General features: G+C 54.1%; 16 protein-coding genes and 2 riboswitches. Of the genes, 9 read left to right on the top strand and 7 right to left on the bottom strand.

Annotation, left to right across the window (positions count from 1 at the left end; all coding sequences use genetic code 11):
- Nucleotides 1-88: 88 nt before the first annotated feature.
- A complete protein-coding gene (locus ACR0EO_RS19395; protein WP_480692583.1) occupies nucleotides 89-1,288 on the top strand; it encodes an ROK family transcriptional regulator in 1,200 nt (399 codons plus the stop codon).
- Nucleotides 1,289-1,538: 250 nt separating this feature from the next.
- On the opposite strand, the gene ACR0EO_RS19390 is transcribed toward ACR0EO_RS19395, so the two are convergent.
- Together ACR0EO_RS19390 and ACR0EO_RS19385 are read right to left on the bottom strand one after the other, a co-directional pair.
- Nucleotides 1,539-1,931, bottom strand: coding sequence for an ectoine synthase (locus ACR0EO_RS19390; protein ID WP_480692457.1), 393 nt, complete (start codon nucleotides 1,929-1,931; stop codon nucleotides 1,539-1,541).
- Nucleotides 1,932-1,948: 17 nt separating this feature from the next.
- Nucleotides 1,949-2,698 carry an SDR family oxidoreductase gene (locus ACR0EO_RS19385; RefSeq protein WP_480692456.1) on the bottom strand — a complete coding sequence of 250 codons (750 nt, stop codon included), beginning with the start codon at nucleotides 2,696-2,698 and terminating at the stop codon, nucleotides 1,949-1,951.
- 116 nt (nucleotides 2,699-2,814) lie between these two features.
- Between ACR0EO_RS19385 and ACR0EO_RS19380 the strand changes: the two genes are divergently transcribed.
- The 6 genes from ACR0EO_RS19380 to ACR0EO_RS19355 all read left to right on the top strand — a co-directional run bounded on the left by ACR0EO_RS19380 (nucleotide 2,815) and on the right by ACR0EO_RS19355 (nucleotide 8,531).
- Complete coding sequence (locus tag ACR0EO_RS19380; protein ID WP_480692455.1) at nucleotides 2,815-3,693, top strand: LysR substrate-binding domain-containing protein; 879 nt, start codon at nucleotides 2,815-2,817, stop codon at nucleotides 3,691-3,693.
- A 438-nt stretch (nucleotides 3,694-4,131) separates the two neighbouring features.
- A riboswitch (cobalamin riboswitch) is annotated at nucleotides 4,132-4,323 on the top strand.
- Nucleotides 4,324-4,406: 83 nt separating this feature from the next.
- Entirely contained in the window at nucleotides 4,407-4,628 is a 222-nt protein-coding gene (gene nrdH, locus ACR0EO_RS19375) for a glutaredoxin-like protein NrdH (RefSeq protein WP_480692454.1), read from the top strand.
- Between the two features lie 15 nt (nucleotides 4,629-4,643).
- A complete protein-coding gene (gene nrdI / locus ACR0EO_RS19370) occupies nucleotides 4,644-5,057 on the top strand; it encodes a class Ib ribonucleoside-diphosphate reductase assembly flavoprotein NrdI (protein WP_480692582.1) in 414 nt (137 codons plus the stop codon).
- Entirely contained in the window at nucleotides 5,039-7,162 is a 2,124-nt protein-coding gene (nrdE, locus tag ACR0EO_RS19365; RefSeq protein ID WP_480692453.1) for a class 1b ribonucleoside-diphosphate reductase subunit alpha, read from the top strand. Before nrdI ends, nrdE begins: the two co-directional genes overlap by 19 nt.
- Nucleotides 7,163-7,173: 11 nt before the next feature.
- Nucleotides 7,174-8,145, top strand: a complete 972-nt coding sequence (gene nrdF / locus ACR0EO_RS19360; protein ID WP_480692452.1) for a class 1b ribonucleoside-diphosphate reductase subunit beta — start codon at nucleotides 7,174-7,176, stop codon at nucleotides 8,143-8,145.
- A complete protein-coding gene (locus ACR0EO_RS19355) occupies nucleotides 8,145-8,531 on the top strand; it encodes a pyrophosphohydrolase domain-containing protein (RefSeq protein ID WP_480692451.1) in 387 nt (128 codons plus the stop codon). The genes nrdF and ACR0EO_RS19355 overlap by 1 nt, the downstream gene beginning before the upstream one ends.
- Nucleotides 8,532-8,594: 63 nt before the next feature.
- On the opposite strand, the gene ACR0EO_RS19350 is transcribed toward ACR0EO_RS19355, so the two are convergent.
- From ACR0EO_RS19350 to ACR0EO_RS19335, 4 genes are all read right to left on the bottom strand, one after another.
- Entirely contained in the window at nucleotides 8,595-9,677 is a 1,083-nt protein-coding gene (locus ACR0EO_RS19350; protein ID WP_480692450.1) for an FAD-binding oxidoreductase, read from the bottom strand.
- Nucleotides 9,678-9,682: 5 nt separating this feature from the next.
- Nucleotides 9,683-10,936, bottom strand: a complete 1,254-nt coding sequence (locus ACR0EO_RS19345) for an aromatic ring-hydroxylating oxygenase subunit alpha (RefSeq protein WP_480692581.1) — start codon at nucleotides 10,934-10,936, stop codon at nucleotides 9,683-9,685.
- A gap of 82 nt (nucleotides 10,937-11,018) precedes the next feature.
- Nucleotides 11,019-11,222, bottom strand: a riboswitch (cobalamin riboswitch).
- A gap of 184 nt (nucleotides 11,223-11,406) precedes the next feature.
- Nucleotides 11,407-12,369: a DMT family transporter gene (locus ACR0EO_RS19340; RefSeq protein WP_480692449.1), complete on the bottom strand. Its 963-nt coding sequence runs from the start codon at nucleotides 12,367-12,369 to the stop codon at nucleotides 11,407-11,409.
- A gap of 9 nt (nucleotides 12,370-12,378) precedes the next feature.
- Nucleotides 12,379-12,993 (bottom strand): nitroreductase family protein, encoded by a 615-nt coding sequence (locus tag ACR0EO_RS19335; RefSeq protein WP_480692448.1) that lies wholly within the window; start codon nucleotides 12,991-12,993, stop codon nucleotides 12,379-12,381.
- Nucleotides 12,994-13,146: 153 nt separating this feature from the next.
- Between ACR0EO_RS19335 and ACR0EO_RS19330 the strand changes: the two genes are divergently transcribed.
- Entirely contained in the window at nucleotides 13,147-14,034 is an 888-nt protein-coding gene (locus ACR0EO_RS19330) for a LysR family transcriptional regulator (RefSeq protein ID WP_480692447.1), read from the top strand.
- Nucleotides 14,035-14,205: 171 nt separating this feature from the next.
- Here ACR0EO_RS19330 and ACR0EO_RS19325 read toward each other — a convergent pair whose 3' ends face one another.
- Entirely contained in the window at nucleotides 14,206-15,108 is a 903-nt protein-coding gene (locus tag ACR0EO_RS19325) for a LysR family transcriptional regulator (RefSeq protein WP_480692446.1), read from the bottom strand.
- 130 nt (nucleotides 15,109-15,238) lie between these two features.
- Here ACR0EO_RS19325 and ACR0EO_RS19320 point away from each other — a divergent pair, with 130 nt between their 5' ends.
- Complete coding sequence (locus ACR0EO_RS19320) at nucleotides 15,239-16,102, top strand: MBL fold metallo-hydrolase (protein ID WP_480692445.1); 864 nt, start codon at nucleotides 15,239-15,241, stop codon at nucleotides 16,100-16,102.
- Nucleotides 16,103-16,111: the final 9 nt, after the last annotated feature.

Below are 16,111 nucleotides of genomic sequence, written 5' to 3'. Positions count from 1 at the left end.
GTATCCCTGTCAATAAATAAATAAAGTTTATTTATTAATTTACCCCGACACCTTTTCATAAGAAAACAAGGTGTTTATGCTTAATTTTATGGAGAAAGAGGCGCTCAAAACACTGACCGGCGGGGTAAGTCAAAGTGGTGTTCGCGATCACAACGAACGACTGATTTTGACGGTTTTACAACGGCATGGGCCTGCCGCTGGCGCCGACGTAGCTCGGCTGACAGGCCTGTCACCTCAGACCGTTTCCATTATTTTACGGAAACTCGAAAAGGACGAGATTCTCAAGCGCGGCACCCCTCTCCGCGGTAAAGTTGGAAAACCTTCGATCCCTATGGAGCTAAACCCGGAAGGCATTTTATCTGTCGGGATGAAGATAGGGAGACGCAGCGCCGACCTTCTTTTGATCGACTTTACAGGCAGACCGCGACGCCAGCTTTCCACGACCTATGACTATCCGCTGCCAGAGGTTATCTTCGGGTTTCTGGAGACTGGTTTGGAAACACTATTGTCCCCCGAACCTCAAAGGCTTCGCGACCGGGTCTGCGGTATTGGAATTGGAACGCCGTTCGAGCTTTGGAAATGGCACGACCTGTCCGGGCTTGCCGCCAAGAAATTCCGTTCCTGGAAAAACGTGAACTTTTTTTCCGAGGTTGCCAAGTTCAGTGACTTGCCGGTTTTCGTGGTCAACGACGCGACGGCCGCGTGTCACGCAGAGCACCTTTATGGTCGCGGCGCTGAATATCGCGACTATTTTTATTTCTTCATTGGTTCCATGATCGGCGGCGGCGTCGCGCTGAACGGCACCGTATTCGAGGGCAACCAAGGCAATGCCGGCGCGCTAGGCGCAATGCGTACGACAGGTCCATTGGGTGAAAGCCAGCAATTGATCGACACGGCCTCGCTGTTTCTGCTTGAAGACAGGTTGATCGAAGGGGGCGTCGATCCAGAAATCCTCTGGAAGAAGCCGCAGGATTGGAGCACTATTTCCCGGTACGTTGAACCATGGATTGGCACCACGGCGCAGGAATTGGCCAAAGCTGCACTCTCTATTTGCGCGGTCATCGATTTTGAGGCGATTTTCATCGATGGTGCATTCCCGCCGGAAGTGCGGGAGGAGTTGGTATCGAGGGTTCGCCGTTATTTAATCAACCAAGACAAACGCGGCTTGATTCCTCCGGTCGTAGAAGCTGCTTCGGTTGGAGAAAACGCCCGTGGCATTGGGGCGGCAAGCAGCCCGATTTTCCGCCAGTTTCTTTTGAATACAAACGCAGGGCTTTCGGGGATGTAATGGAAGTTCCTCGCATTGAAACTCCCAGAAAAACGATGGGCCCCAGATTCTGCTATCAGCGCTTCTCCAGAATTTTGCTTCTGTGATGCGCACCAAAACCCGGAACGTTCTAAGATTGGTTATCTGAATTCACTTCGTTTTATTTCACGCTGATGCCGCACCGGACTTAAGAACCCTGTAAACATCTGCGTTTTGTGTTTTCAGCGAAAAAAAGACAGGGTGTAAGACTTTTGCTAGCCACAGGAAGAACTCATTGTGAGGCAATCGGCGCATAGCTACCGTCCTTTCGGTGTACTTCACGCCCGCTGAGTGGCGGATTGAATACGCAGACGAGCCTCAAGTCAGCATCTGTCGCTTTCACCAAATGCCGGTCATGTTGGTCCAAGGCATAGAGAGTAAATGGCTCGAGGGAATGCCAGGTTTCATCGCCGAGCGCCCTAATCTGCCCCCTGCCCTCGATGCAGTAGCACGCCTCTAGATGGTGGGTGTATTCAAGCTCGAGCTCTTCGCCCTGTTTGATGATCGTATCCGTCAGCGAAAATCCCATGCCATCAGAGGCAAGCAACAACCGTCTACTCTCCCAACCCGGACCAGAAACATCTCGTTCCGTACCCAGGATCTCTTTGAGCGCCCTTACAATCATCTTTCATTGCCTTTTTGCTATCGTACCGCACGATTCATCCCGCCATCGGATAGTATACTCTGTCCGTTTATATACCGGGCACCTTCACTGGCTAGAAACACGCAAGCCTGTCCAATTTCCTTAAAGGTTGCGGGCCGCTGAGCAGGAATTTCCCGTCGGGCTTGTTCGGACAGGTTTACGTTTTCGCAGAATCCCGGGAGCAGGTTGTTCATGCGAATGTTGTGCCGCGCATAACGATCCCCGTAAAGCTTTGAGAAGCTGTGCAAAGCACCCCGTAACATGCTCATAGGATAAGGTGCTCGCGGTTCGACCGTATTCATGGATGAGATGTTTACGAAAGCACCCCCGCCTTGTTCGATCAATATGGGCGTAACAATGCGAGCAATCTTCACAACGTTCAGTACATACATATCCAAACTTTCGTGCCAAAGCTCGTCGCTTAGCTCCAAGAGGGGCCCGTCAAAATCAGGATCGAAGCCCACTGTCTTGATGGCTTCGGGTACCGTTCCTCCATGACCCATGTTGCTGACAATTGCATCAATCCGTCCATACTTGCTCATGGTGTCGTCGATCATTGCCTGCAAGTCACCCACATCCAGAACAGAGCCACGGCGGCCAATGCCCCCAAGTTCTTCCGCCAATTCCACGGACCGATTGGACGGGGACATCAGAGAAACTTTATAGCCTGCCTTTGCCATCTCAATGGCGCAGCCCCGGCCGATCCCTTGTCCTGTACCTGTCATCAGCGCGACTTTGACTTCGGGCATGGTGTCTCCTTTCTTCGGACGCATTGTGTGAGGTTTTTCAAACTGAAGTCATTGTAACTCTCAGGCTTTCAGTTGCCCTATCGAGTTTTTAGGTTCCTCCTGTTAGTTTTTCTCACATGGCAGAGAACCTCAGACACCTTCGCGCCCTTCAGGCCTTTGACGAAACCGCAACCCACTCCAACGTGACCAAGGCAGCGAATGTTCTGAACGTCACTCACGGGGCGATCAGTCGGCAGATTAAACTGCTAGAACTTCATCTCGGCGTCTCGCTCTTTCATCGCCGCCCCAATGGCGTTGAACTGACCAAAGCCGGAGAACGCCTGTATCAATCGACACGCGGGGCGTTTTCAGCGCTACAACTGGGCGTAATGGATGTGAAGCGGCTACATCACCGACAGTCGCTTACAGTTTCATTATCCACTTCACTGGCGCTCAAATGGCTTGTGCCGTTACTGAGTTCATTTCAACAGAAGCATCCGGGTATTGCCTTGTTGCTGGACACGAACGATGCCCTTGCGAACTTCGACACATCTGAGGTCGATGTAGCTCTGAGGTTTGGAGAACCCGGCTGGGACGGGCTCTATCATGAGAAAATTAGACAAGAGGAATTGATTGTCGTAGCCGCGCCCTCACTTGTTGAGAAAACAGACTTGCCCTTGAGCGCCGAAGACATCGCCAACCTTCCCCTCTTACACGATGCATTTAACGTCGGATGGGAAAGCTGGGCCGAGCAAGTTGGATTGAACCCCGAACGCATCAACGCACAGAGCATAAAATACGTGGATAGTGCTGTTCTCTTGGAAGCTGCGATTGATGGGCAAGGCGTTGCGTTGGCCAGACACCTTTTGGCGGAGAGGGACTTAAAGCTTGGCCGACTGACCCGTCTCGATCAAAGCAATGTTCCTCTGGACCGCGGATTGTATTTCGTCTGCCGACCCGGCGATCAGGAACGAGTCACAGTTAGAATTTTCAAAAAATGGCTCATGTCCATCTGAGCTTTGTATCCACAAGGTACAACCCGGCTTGCCTTCGCGGTACATAGGTCCGGTCTTGTAGGTTTTGCGTCGTACTGGCGATTGTAACGTTTGCGCCGTCAATCAATTTGCGGGATCTGAACTCCACCAAACTGCACTTTTGGCCAAATCGTTCATGACTGTTGTCCACCGCGAATTGAACGGTAAAGCCCGCCGACCTTTCGCCCTCGTCTCAGAAGAAACCAATTGCCTAATGACGACCTAAAACTACGCAGTCAATTCCTTGCAGATTGCGCTGTGACTAAACGGTTTTATAAGGCATCAAGCAAATAAAGGCTTGTTTCTCGTCCCTGCAACGCGCCGGATCACGCGCACTATTTTGAATATCACGATGTTAGCAAGTCAAAAGAATCCTCAAGCTGCCTCACCCAATATGTTGACAAACCATCACCACCAAACCCAATATGGTGTTGCTTCGGTTCTTTCGATTCATGTCGAAAGCTAAGAGGGAAACCGGTGAAATTCCGGCGCTGCCCCCGCAACTGTAAGCGGAGAGTTCGGCTGAATATGCCACTGAAAGTTTCCTTTTGGGAAGGCCAGTCCGAACATTGATCCGCGAGCCAGGAGACCTGCCGCAGGCGTAGACGATAACCACGAACGGAGGGTTCGGGGGCGCGCATCGGGAACTTATTACCCGTGACGTCCTCGGCTTTGATTAAAAGGACAGAGGACCAATGAGCATTACCGTATATTCCAAACCCGCCTGTGTACAATGCACCGCCACCACCCGCGCGCTGGACGCAAAAGGCATTATATATGACGTCGTCGACCTGACCGAAGACGACAGCGCGATGACCCATGTGACCGAGCTGGGCTATCGTCAGGCACCAGTCGTAATCGCAGGCAGCGATCACTGGTCTGGCTTTCGCCCGGACATGATCGCCCAACTGGCCTGATCCGTGACCGCGCCGATCCCGGCGCTGGTCTATTTCTCATCGAAATCGGGAAACACCCACCGCTTTGTTACGCGGCTGGGCCTGCCTTCTTTACGCATTCCGATAGAGGTGGATCAGCAGCCTGAACCCAGAAGCCCATATGTTTTAATGTGCCCAACTTATGCCGATTGCGAAGGTCGCGGAGCAGTTCCTAAACAGGTGATCCAGTTCCTGAACGATCCCCTCCGACGCGCTGGAATCGTAGGGGTGATTGGCACCGGAAATCGGAATTTCGGTGCGACCTACGCTTTGGCCGGTCGCATCATCGCGCAGAAATGCAAGGTGCCGCTGCTCTATTCCTTTGAACTGGCCGGCACCGAAACAGACATCGCCCGCGTCCGCGCAGGGCTTGAGAGATTAGGGAGAAACCAATGCTCGACAGCAGCGTAAATGAGCAGGACTATCACGCGCTGAATGCGATGCTGAACCTCTATGATAGTGAGGGGAAGATCCGCTTCGACGCCGACCGTATGGCCGCGCGGCAGTACTTCCTGCAGCATGTGAACCAGAACACAGTATTCTTCCACTCGCTGGATGAAAAGCTGGGGTATCTGGTTTCCGAGGGCTATTATGAAGAGGCCGTTCTGGACCAGTATTCCAAGAACTTCATGCGCAAGATCTGGGATGCGGCCTATGCAAAGAAATTCCGGTTCCCGACCTTTCTGGGCGCATTCAAGTATTACACCTCGTACACCCTGAAAACTCGTGACGGACAAAGGTACCTCGAACGTTATGAGGATCGCGTTGTCATGACCGCGCTGGCTCTAGCGCGTGGCGATGAGGCGCTGGCCGTGTCCTTCATGGAAGAAATGTTAGCTGGCCGTTTCCAGCCCGCTACCCCGACCTTTCTGAACGCGGGCAAGGCCTCACGCGGCGAACTAATCTCGTGCTTCTTACTGCGTCTGGAAGACAACATGGAGAGCATCGGGCGCGGCATCAACTCAGCCCTGCAGCTGTCCAAGCGCGGCGGTGGCGTTGCACTGTTGCTGACCAACATCCGCGAGCATGGCGCCCCGATCAAAGGGATTGAGAACCAATCCTCTGGCGTGATCCCTGTGATGAAACTGCTGGAAGACAGCTTCTCCTACGCCAACCAGCTGGGTGCGCGGCAAGGAGCTGGCGCGGTCTATCTGAACGCCCACCACCCGGACATCATGCGGTTCCTCGACACCAAGCGCGAAAACGCGGATGAGAAAATCCGCATCAAAACGCTGAGCCTTGGCGTGGTGATCCCCGACATCACCTTTGAGCTGGCGAAAAAGAACGCCGATATGTACCTTTTCTCGCCGCATGATGTGGAAAAGGTCTATGGCGTGCCGTTCTCGGAAATCTCGGTCACTGAGAAGTACAACGAGATGGTCGATGACAAGCGCATCCGCAAATCAAAGGTCAACGCTCGCGAGTTTTTCCAGACCATTGCCGAGATTCAGTTCGAATCCGGCTACCCTTACGTGATGTTCGAAGACACGGTGAACCGGATGAACCCCATCGCGGGCCGGATCAACATGTCGAACCTGTGTTCCGAAATTCTGCAGGTGAATGAGGCGTCCGAGTTCAACGATGACCTCAGCTATTCCCATCTGGGAACGGATATCTCCTGCAACCTCGGCTCTCTGAATATTGCCAAGACAATGGATGGCGGCGATCTGGGCGGCACTGTTGGCGCTGCGATCCGCGCACTGACGGCGGTGTCCGAGATGTCAGCGATTGACTCGGTGCCGTCGGTGCGTCGGGGCAATGATGAAAGCCACGCGATCGGTCTGGGGCAGATGAACCTGCACGGGTTCCTTGCCCGCGAACATATCCACTATGGCTCGCCAGAGGGTGTCGAGTTCACATCTGTGTACTTCGCGGCTATGGCCTATCACGCGATCCGTACGTCCTGCGATCTGGCCAAGGAACGCAACGCGTCCTTCAAAGGGTTCGAGAAATCGGATTATGCCTCGGGTGCGTTCTTCGACAAATACACCACCCGTGACTGGCTACCCGAAAGCGATCGGGTCAAGGCATTGTTCGATGGCATGACCCTGCCAACGCGCGACGATTGGGCGGCGTTGAAGGCCGACGTGATCAAACACGGCCTATTTAACCGCAACCTGCAGGCGGTACCGCCGACTGGCTCGATCAGCTACATCAACAACTCAACCTCCTCGATCCACCCGATCGTGTCCAAGATCGAAATCCGGAAAGAGGGCAAGATCGGCCGCGTCTATTACCCGGCGGCCTTCATGGATAACGACAACCTCGAATACTACCGTGATGCCTATGAGATCGGCCCTGAAGCGCTGATCGACACCTATGCTGCGGCCACCGAACACGTGGATCAGGGCCTTTCACTTACCCTGTTCTTCCCGGCCGAAGCCACTACCCGCGATATCAACCGCGCACAAATCTATGCGTGGAAGAAAGGCATCAAAACCATCTATTACGTGCGACTGCGCCAGGAAGCCCTTGAAGGGACCGAGGTGCAGGGCTGCGTATCCTGCTCGTTGTAAGGGGAAACGATATGAAAGACATGATCCAAACCAAGATTCCCCGCGCCATCAACTGGAACCGGCTGGAGGATGACAAGGACCTTGAGGTCTGGAACCGCCTGACAGTCAACTTTTGGCTGCCGGAAAAGGTGCCGCTGTCCAACGACATCCAGAGCTGGGCCACGCTGACCGACCACGAAAAGCAACTGACCATCCGTGTCTTCACCGGCCTGACCCTGCTGGACACGATCCAGAACACTGTCGGTGCCCCTGCTCTGATGCCGGATGCTGTCACTCCGCATGAAGAGGCGGTGCTGACCAACATCGCCTTTATGGAGGCGGTGCACGCGCGTAGCTATTCCTCGATCTTTTCGACACTGTGTTCGACCAAGGAGATCGATGAGGCATTCCGCTGGTCCGAAGAAAACCCGCATCTGCAGGCCAAGGCCGAGGCCATCTTGAACACCTACGCCCCGGGCAATGACCCGCTGAAACGCAAAATTGCGTCGGTGTTTCTGGAGAGCTTCCTGTTCTATTCGGGTTTCTACCTGCCGATGTACTGGTCCAGCCGCGCCAAGCTGACCAACACCGCCGATCTGATCCGCCTGATCATCCGCGACGAGGCCGTGCATGGGTATTACATTGGCTACAAGTTCCAGCGCGGATACGAAAAGCTCTCCGAAGCGGAACAGCTGGAACTCAAGGACTATGCCTTTGGCCTGATGTTCGAGCTGTACGGGATCGAAAACCAGTACACCGAAGAACTGTATGACGAGATCGGCCTGACCGAGGATGTAAAGGCCTTTCTGCATTACAACGCCAACAAAGCGCTGCAAAACCTGGGGTTTGAAGCACTGTTCCCACCCGAGGTGTCCGAGGTAAATCCGGCAATTCTGGCGGCTCTCAGCCCGGACAGTGAAAACCACGACTTCTTCTCCGGGTCGGGCTCGTCATATGTGATCGGCAAGGCCGTTGCGACCGAGGATGAGGATTGGGATTTCTGATGCCGAAAGATACACTTACGATCGTTCGAGAATGGCATGAAGCATTCGACGTACCTATCGTCGGCGCCCCCTCAATCCCTGGGCAGCGTGCGCAAATGCGGCTAGCAATCATCGAAGAGGAAGTGGCCGAACTACGCGCCGCCGTCGAAGCTGGCGACTTGGTCGAAGTTCTGGATGCACTTTGCGATATCCAATACGTGTTGGACGGAACATTCTTGGAATTCGGCCTGCACAGCGTCAAGCAGAGTGCGATGGAAGAGGTCCATGCTTCGAACATGTCCAAACTCGGCGCCGATGGTCGCCCGGTTCTGCGTGAGGATGGAAAGGTCTTGAAAGGGCCGCAGTTTCGGCGGCCCGATCTGGCTCGAATTCTTCGACAAAGCTAGTGACAACATCGAAACCGTAGCCAGCTGGTGCCATCCTACGGTTTCGATTCAGCCCGCAGCGTTCTACACCTCGACTTCGACTTTTCCGATTGGGTTCGAGCAACAGGCAAGAATGTAGCCTGCCTCGATGTCGTCTTCAGATATTCCGCCATTGTGGACCATGTGGACCTCGCCGGCGTTCTTCTTGACCTTGCAGGTTCCGCACACGCCGAAGGTGCAACCCGACGGAATGTTCAGGCCAACCGAGCGCGCTGCGGCAAGCACCGTGTCGGTCTCGGCCACTTTGGCAGTCACGCCTGAGGTCGCGAACAGAATCTCGGCGCTGCTGTCTTCGTCCGGGATCAAGTCATCCAGTTCCGGTTGATCGGCCTCGGTTTCCACCGGCGCACCGAAGCTTTCCTGATGGTAGTTGTTCATGTCAAAGCCGAGACCGCCCAGAGCATCGCGTACGGCCTGCATAAACGGCTCGGGTCCGCAGCAATACACCTCGCGTTCAAGGTAATCAGGCGCCATTAGCCCCAGCATTAACTGGTTGAACTGACCTTGATACCCCGTCCATGGGCGGTACCGATCCGGCTCTTCTACAACGAACTTCAGGTCCAAACCGTCGGTGCGGCTGGCCATCTGCTCTAACCGTTGGCGGAAGATGATCTCGGACGGCCGTTTGGCGCAGTTGATGAAGACAACATCCAGATCGCGTCCTTCATCCCACATACAGGTTGTCATCGACATCATCGGGGTAATGCCCGAACCAGCTGAGATAAACAGGTACTTTCCCGCCGCGCTTTGTACGTTGGTAAACAGGCCGGCCGGACCGATAGCCTTAACCCGCATACCGGGTTGCAGGTTTTCCAGCATCCATCGCGTACCGATGCTGTCTGCTTGCGCTTTGGCTGTAATCGTTATCGACCGCGGCCGGGACGGAGATGACGAGATCGTATAGGTTCGATGTACGACACCTCCGGGCTGGTTCGGTGCCGGGATCTCGAGAGTCAGGAACTGACCGGGGTGATAGGCAAACTGCGCCCCAGATGGAGCGCGGAACGAAAAGCTGGCGGTGTTGGGCATCTCGGGCACAACCGAGACACATTCCAGCATCTCACCATCCTGCCAGATGGCCGAAGAGCGCGTGTTCAGGTCTTTCATCAGCCTTACTCCGCCGCCATCGTGTCTGGCGCCAGTCGGGCCGACAACGTGTTGCAATACCAATCCACGAACTGCAGCACGCCAGATTCCTGAATGGGTGAATACGGACCGGGCACATAGGCCGGGCTGTTGATGCCCCGCTGGTTGTCCTCGACCACCTGACGGTCTTCGTCATTGGTGGCGACCCATACTTCGGTCAGACGTTTCACGTCATAGTCAACGCCTTCAACCGCGTCCTTGTTGACCAGCCATTTGGTTGTGACCTCAGTCTCAGTCGGGCTGATCGGAGTGACGCGGAAAACGATCGAGTGGTCGGCGAGGAAGTGGTTCCACGTGGTCGGATAGTGGAATTTCAGAAGCGATCCCGCGTCCGCAAAGGGCGAACGGCCCAACCAGCGGCGTACGGCGGACTTTCCGTCCATCGTATAGCTCTCAGCGCCTTCTTTCAGAGGCATACGAGCAAGACGGTATTGGCCGTCGTCATTAAGGTAGAACTGTGATGGCATGCCCGCATCCTGGCAGCGGTCGAAATGGGCCTGCATGTAGGCTGGCGTTTCACCACCTTCGATCCCTGTCACACCCGGATCATCTGGGAAGGTCCGACACAGAGCGGGATGGTTGCCGCCACAGTGATAGCACTCGCGGTTGTTTTCCCAGACCAGCTTCCAGTTGCCGTTCTCGATGATTGAGCTTTCAAAGGCGACCTTGGCATTTCCCAGATCATGCGGCTCAAGATACGGGCGCGCAATACTGGCGAACGTGTCGAAATCGGGAGCTTCATGTGCCAGGCAGATATAGACCAACCCGGCAAGCTCACGGCAATGGACAGTCTTTAAACCATGCTGTTTGGGATCAAAGTCCGGCCCCATATCACGGGCCCACAGCAACGAGCCGTCAAGCTCATAGGTCCATTGGTGATACGGGCAAACCAGCTTAGGCGCATTGCCTTTTGCAGCTTTGCAAATGATCGACCCACGATGGCGGCACGTGTTGTGATATGCCCGGATCTGGTTGTCAGCGCCGCGTACAATGATGACGCGATATGCCCCGACGTTGTAAGTGACGTAGTCACCTGCTTTCACCAGCTCGCACGCCGGAATGGCAAACAGCCACTCTCGATAATGAATGGTTTCTAAATCGGTCTGAAAAATCTCTGGATCGGTGTAAAACGCCTGTTCCAGAGCGTAGCCTGGGTTTCGACGCGCCAACAGGCTTTGAATGCTGTTCACTTCTGGCTCTCCTACCGCGCCCCGCGGCATTGCTTGGGCAGATGACAAGGAGGTACCGTCCGGAGTCGCGCGAGGATCACGTCCGAAACCAGTGCCCCCACCGCCACCCGCGGTTTGACATATATGCGAGGCTGGTTTCCGGACTTGAAAGGGGCTTACGCCCGGTTTCGACACCTTCCCGGGATCCTCGTCCCAGTGGTTGATTGTCGAACCTGACCTTCCTTACCGTTGCGGGGGCAGTGCCGGATTTACACCGGCTTCCCAATTCTCCACTGCCTAAGACTCAGACAGCGGCACCTCACGATTTCAGGATACTTTTGATCCACTTTGGCGCTGAAATACTTGCGACATTTCCAGAAGCAAAACAGACATGAGGAATGTCTATTCAATACGAAAGAAGAGCTGAAACGCACGTTCCCAGATGTCACCCGGCCGAAATCGAAATTCGTTGCGGCCGGGACTGATTTTCCTTTGAGGCCTGGCAGCCCGCTTGTAGCTCTTTAGGCCGACGGGCAGGGGTTTGACTCTATTCTCCCTCTTCTAGCCTTCAGGTTAGATTGCAAAACGATGGTTGCTACGAGCACCAACATCACGCCGGGCCACGTCGCGAGAGGTGGCAAGGAATCTCCAAAGGCCAGTCCGATGAAAAGAACCAGCGCAGGATTCAGAAATGTATAAGCTGCAACGCGCGTCGGCCCGATCCTGGTCGTGCTCCACTGGAATGCGAAGAACGTAACGATCGTGGTGAATATCGACAGATAGGTGATCCCAGCGAACACCTCGAAAGGAATTTCTGACCAACGGATACCACCCAATCTTGGAAACGATAACAGAAGCAACCAAATCGTGCCGGTCGCAAGAATCCAGAAAGTCATTTGCACCATCGGCTCGCCCCGGTGCAACACTTTTACCAGCGTCCCATAGGTTGCAAGCGTGAAAGTACCGGCCAAGAAAACGATATCCCCTGCGCCGAATTCAAGCGCCACGAACGCCCGGGGATCACCTCGGAAAATAACCCAGATCGCCCCGACGGTTCCTATCGGCAATGCAACACGCGCCGACAGAGACATCTTCTCGCGCAATAGTATCGCGGCAATTGTGGCTGTGATTATGGGGTTCAATGCAAAAATCGCCGCCGTATTGAGGGGAGTGGTCATACGCAGGGCAGTAAACATGCACCAAAAGAACGTGACCAACAGGATGCTAAGTAAACCGTATCGCAAAAAGTCAGAAAATGTGGGGAGAGCCAGCCCGTATCGCCATAGTACGATCGGCGCGAACAAAAGCGTCGCCAAGGCAAAGCGAATGAAGGTAAGCACGACACTGTCTAGTCCGCCAGTTATCGCGGCTGCGACCGGAAACGACGTGGCGACCAATAAAGTCGCCGTCAACATCAATCCGTGAACCGGTAAGTTTGAAACTGCCTTGGAGTTTGAGACGGTTTTTATCGCTTGAGACGGCATAACGACCTCCTACTCCGCTGCGATTGTGTTGAAACGGCTGGGGAACGGCCCTGGGTAAGAGATCTGATCCAGTGGCTTACGTCCGCTTGGTGCTTCGCGGTCTTTCAGCTCATCCGGCAGGCGTTCTGCATCGGCTTGACGCCCGATTGCGATCCCGATCTCAATCTGAAAACGTTCTGGCAATTCCAAAACTTGCGACGCACGGTCAAAGACCAGCCCTGCCATCGCATGAGCGGCATACCCAAGTGCCGAGGCCTGAAGTGCGATCTGAACCCAGGCGGCCCCCGCGTCGAAGCTATTGTAGTGCGAAACCTTATTGGGTCGGCCTTCGTTACCCGGCATCACTGTATCCGATACCAAAAAGACCAAAGCCGAGGCATCTGCGGCCCATTTTTGATTGAACGGGTCGAGGAGCGATACAAACGCCGGCCAATGAGCACTGTCCCGCATAGCATAAAGGAACCGCCACGGCTGAACATTGAATGCGGACGGTGCCCAACGACCCGCTTCAAGAATACTAAGAAGATGTGATTCTGGCATCGCGGAGGCGTCATAGGAACGTGGCGACCAGCGAGATAGGAACAGCGGCTCAATAGGGTGGTCCGGGTTTCTTTTGGTGCGCATTTCAGGCTCTCCAATTCGTTTGCTTAGGATTTTCGGTGAGGATGGCGAGCGTGGTTGAAACGCCTAGCCAGTCTCGTACAAGAAATACGCCTGCGCCCTAGAGTATAGAATTCGGAGATTGGTAATATCACTATTCACTGATAGTGAATAACCATGGACCACATGACAGCACTCAACGTATTCCGCACGGTCGTGGAGCATGGCAGTTTTGCAGCCGCCTCTCGCCATCTTGGCTTGTCGCCAGCAGCGGTGAGTAAGAACATCAGCGAATTGGAAACACACCTTTCAACGCGCCTGATCAACCGTACCACACGTCGAATGAGCCTGACTGAAGAAGGATCACTGTACTTCGAACGCGTCGCTCGAATCCTCGAAGACCTCCGGGATGCGGACGAAACACTGCAGGCCACACAGAATACACCCCGCGGACTGTTGCGTGTTAGTGCCCCGGTGACCCTTACACTGACCGGTTTGTCGGATGCAATTCCTGAGTTTTTAAGCCGCTATCCAGACGTATCACTAGATCTGAACCTCGATGACAGGCGGGTCAATCTGGTCGAAGAAGGTTTCGATATTGCCCTACGCGGCAGTGACAGTCTTGAAGACTCCGGTCTTATCGCGCGCAAGCTGATGACCATGGAACATGTGCTATGTGCGGCGCCGGCGTATTTTGAAAACCATGGTCGACCTGAGCGCCCCGAAGATCTTTCTAAGCATAATTGCATTCAGTTCAGCCTGTCGGACCATGCCGCAAAATGGTCTTTTCAGAACGGCGCCCGTTCGGTCAGTATCCCGATTGGTGGACGCTATAAAGTTTCCTCCAGCCTTGCAGTTCGTGATGCCCTTCGCGCTGGGTTTGGGCTTAGCCTGATCCCACGTTTGTATGTTGCAGACGACCTCGCCTCGGGCCGTCTGTGTACAGCATTGGAAGACTGGAAACCGAACGAAACTTCACTTTACGCCGTCTACCCTTCTCGGCGCTATGTCGTCTCGAAGGTTCGAGTTTTCCTCGATTTTCTGGTCGAGGAGTTTTGTGCTTAGCATGGGCATCTTACCCACCCAGTGCTTCAGACGAAAACGCTGCCAATGGTGCGTAGTGTGACCATCCCTTGCAAAGGTTAGCCCTCTTTAAGATCCCTCAGCACATCTTATTTTAGACGACCTGAAACGGACCTGCGCCCTCAAATTACTACGTGGTAGTTTCGCTGTTGCTTATGCCAACTCTTTCCGGGTGTGGTCGGTAAATAGTTGCGAAAACCGTTGCGTTGCAGTCGATCTATACTGTGTCGGCGGGTAAACGGCGTAAATTCCTCCTGACGGGAGTGACCAATCTGGGAGCAACTGAATCAAGGATTTCTCTGCCAGTTCTCTCTTAACGTAGAAGTCCGGAAGGATTGAGATACCCGCAGATTCAAGCGTCATCGATTTGATTGCGGGCGTTACGTCTGCCGACAGCGCTCGCGTCATTTCAACATCGATCGGATCTCTGGCCTCCCCAGAAAACCGCCAGCGCAATGGGGCTAACAAGGCCTGATGCTCGATAAATGGAAAGCTTGGTAAGTCCCTTGGTGTTTTCGGGGCTCCGAACTCTTCGACAATCTTCTCAGTAGCCACGACGATCTGCCGGAAATCCCCCAGTTTTCGAGCGATATTCGCGGAATCGGTTAGCCAGCCGACACGATATGCGATGTCGAAACGTGCTTCGACCGGATCCATTCGCAAGTCACTCAGCGTAAGCTCAACTGTCACTGCGGGGTACATTTTGCGAAACTTGGCCACGACTGGGGCCACATAGTCCGGTCCTAAATCAAGTGGCGCAGTAATACGCAAAGTCCCCGAAGGTTCAGTGCTGCCGCGTCGCACCATTGCATAGGCTTCTTCGGCCTGAGCAACAGACGCTTGCGCCGCCGCATAAAAAGTTTGGCCGGTTTCCGTTAAATTCAGGTGGCGCGAATTACGGACGATCAGTGTCGCCCCCAGCTCTTCTTCGAGATGCTGCAATTGCTTGCTGACAACTGCCTTGCTTACGCGCATGCGATCTGCCGCCGCTGTGATGGTTCCAGCTTCGGCAATTGCAACAAAATACTCCAAACGGTTCAGGTTTGACTTCGCCATCTATTGTCAACTTTTTACTGACGTTAAGTCCTCATAATGCGTATTTAGCTGACAACGTCGACTCCTTATTTGTCTCGCACAAGGCAACCCCGACGATCAAGCAAGGCTGCCCCTGACAAAGGAGATGACAATGAAAGCAATCCTGACCGCCACAACAGCAATGATGATCTCAACGGCTGCGGTAGCCGCTGATCTCAAAATCACCCACTTCACCCCCAACGAAGGTAGCCTGTTTCCGGTTTCCTCAAATATTGTCGAAGGGCCAAATGAAGTCCTGCTGGTCGATGCGCAGTTCGAAAAGGATGATGCAGAACAACTGGTCAGCATGATTCAAGCCACGGGCAAGCCCCTTACAACTGTCTTCATCAGCCACAAAGATCCCGATTTCTATTTTGGGCTGGATACCATCCGCACTGCCTATCCCGATGTTAAAATCGTTGCCACACCAGAAACCGTGAAAGGAATCGAGAAGACGATCCAACTCAAGTACGATTTCTGGGGCCCGATCCTCGAGGACAATGCACCTGCCGAATTGATTGTCCCAGACGTTCTGAACGGAAACACACTGAACGTGGATGGTGAAACTATTCAGGTTATTGGTCTGGAAGGTCACGATCCCGCCCACACATTCCTATGGGCATCTAGTGAGAAAACCGTTTTGGGTGGTGTAATCCTGTATGAAAATGTTCACGTCTGGCTTGCAGACAACCAAACACCCGAAAGCCGCGACAGCTGGCGGGCCACGCTGGGTCAGGTCACCGCACTGAACCCTGAACGTATCATTCCCGGGCATGTCATCGGTGAAAGTTCCGAAGACGACAGCATCGTCGACTTCACCCGAGAATACGTCTCTGCGTTCGAGACTGCGTCTGAGAAAGCAGAAGACTCTGCAGCGTTAATTGCAGCAATGCGCGCAGCCTATCCCAACTTTGTAAACGTGGGCGATCTTGAACTCAGTGCGCAAGTTATTAAGGGCGAACGCCCCTGGCCTTAAGGGCAGTGG

Source organism: Ruegeria sp. BE9, assembly GCF_056538765.1.
This window is presented reverse-complemented; position numbering and strand designations above follow the sequence as displayed.

Coding starts and splice junctions, on each gene's coding strand:
- ACR0EO_RS19395 (WP_480692583.1), top strand. CDS start 89: ATGGAGAAAGAGGCGCTCAAAACACTGACCGGCGGGGTAAGTCAAAGT.
- ACR0EO_RS19390 (WP_480692457.1), bottom strand. CDS start 1,931: ATGATTGTAAGGGCGCTCAAAGAGATCCTGGGTACGGAACGAGATGTT.
- ACR0EO_RS19385 (WP_480692456.1), bottom strand. CDS start 2,698: ATGCCCGAAGTCAAAGTCGCGCTGATGACAGGTACAGGACAAGGGATC.
- ACR0EO_RS19380 (WP_480692455.1), top strand. CDS start 2,815: ATGGCAGAGAACCTCAGACACCTTCGCGCCCTTCAGGCCTTTGACGAA.
- nrdH (WP_480692454.1), top strand. CDS start 4,407: ATGAGCATTACCGTATATTCCAAACCCGCCTGTGTACAATGCACCGCC.
- nrdE (WP_480692453.1), top strand. CDS start 5,039: ATGCTCGACAGCAGCGTAAATGAGCAGGACTATCACGCGCTGAATGCG.
- nrdF (WP_480692452.1), top strand. CDS start 7,174: ATGAAAGACATGATCCAAACCAAGATTCCCCGCGCCATCAACTGGAAC.
- ACR0EO_RS19355 (WP_480692451.1), top strand. CDS start 8,145: ATGCCGAAAGATACACTTACGATCGTTCGAGAATGGCATGAAGCATTC.
- ACR0EO_RS19350 (WP_480692450.1), bottom strand. CDS start 9,677: ATGAAAGACCTGAACACGCGCTCTTCGGCCATCTGGCAGGATGGTGAG.
- ACR0EO_RS19345 (WP_480692581.1), bottom strand. CDS start 10,936: ATGCCGCGGGGCGCGGTAGGAGAGCCAGAAGTGAACAGCATTCAAAGC.
- ACR0EO_RS19340 (WP_480692449.1), bottom strand. CDS start 12,369: ATGCCGTCTCAAGCGATAAAAACCGTCTCAAACTCCAAGGCAGTTTCA.
- ACR0EO_RS19335 (WP_480692448.1), bottom strand. CDS start 12,993: ATGCGCACCAAAAGAAACCCGGACCACCCTATTGAGCCGCTGTTCCTA.
- ACR0EO_RS19330 (WP_480692447.1), top strand. CDS start 13,147: ATGGACCACATGACAGCACTCAACGTATTCCGCACGGTCGTGGAGCAT.
- ACR0EO_RS19325 (WP_480692446.1), bottom strand. CDS start 15,108: ATGGCGAAGTCAAACCTGAACCGTTTGGAGTATTTTGTTGCAATTGCC.
- ACR0EO_RS19320 (WP_480692445.1), top strand. CDS start 15,239: ATGAAAGCAATCCTGACCGCCACAACAGCAATGATGATCTCAACGGCT.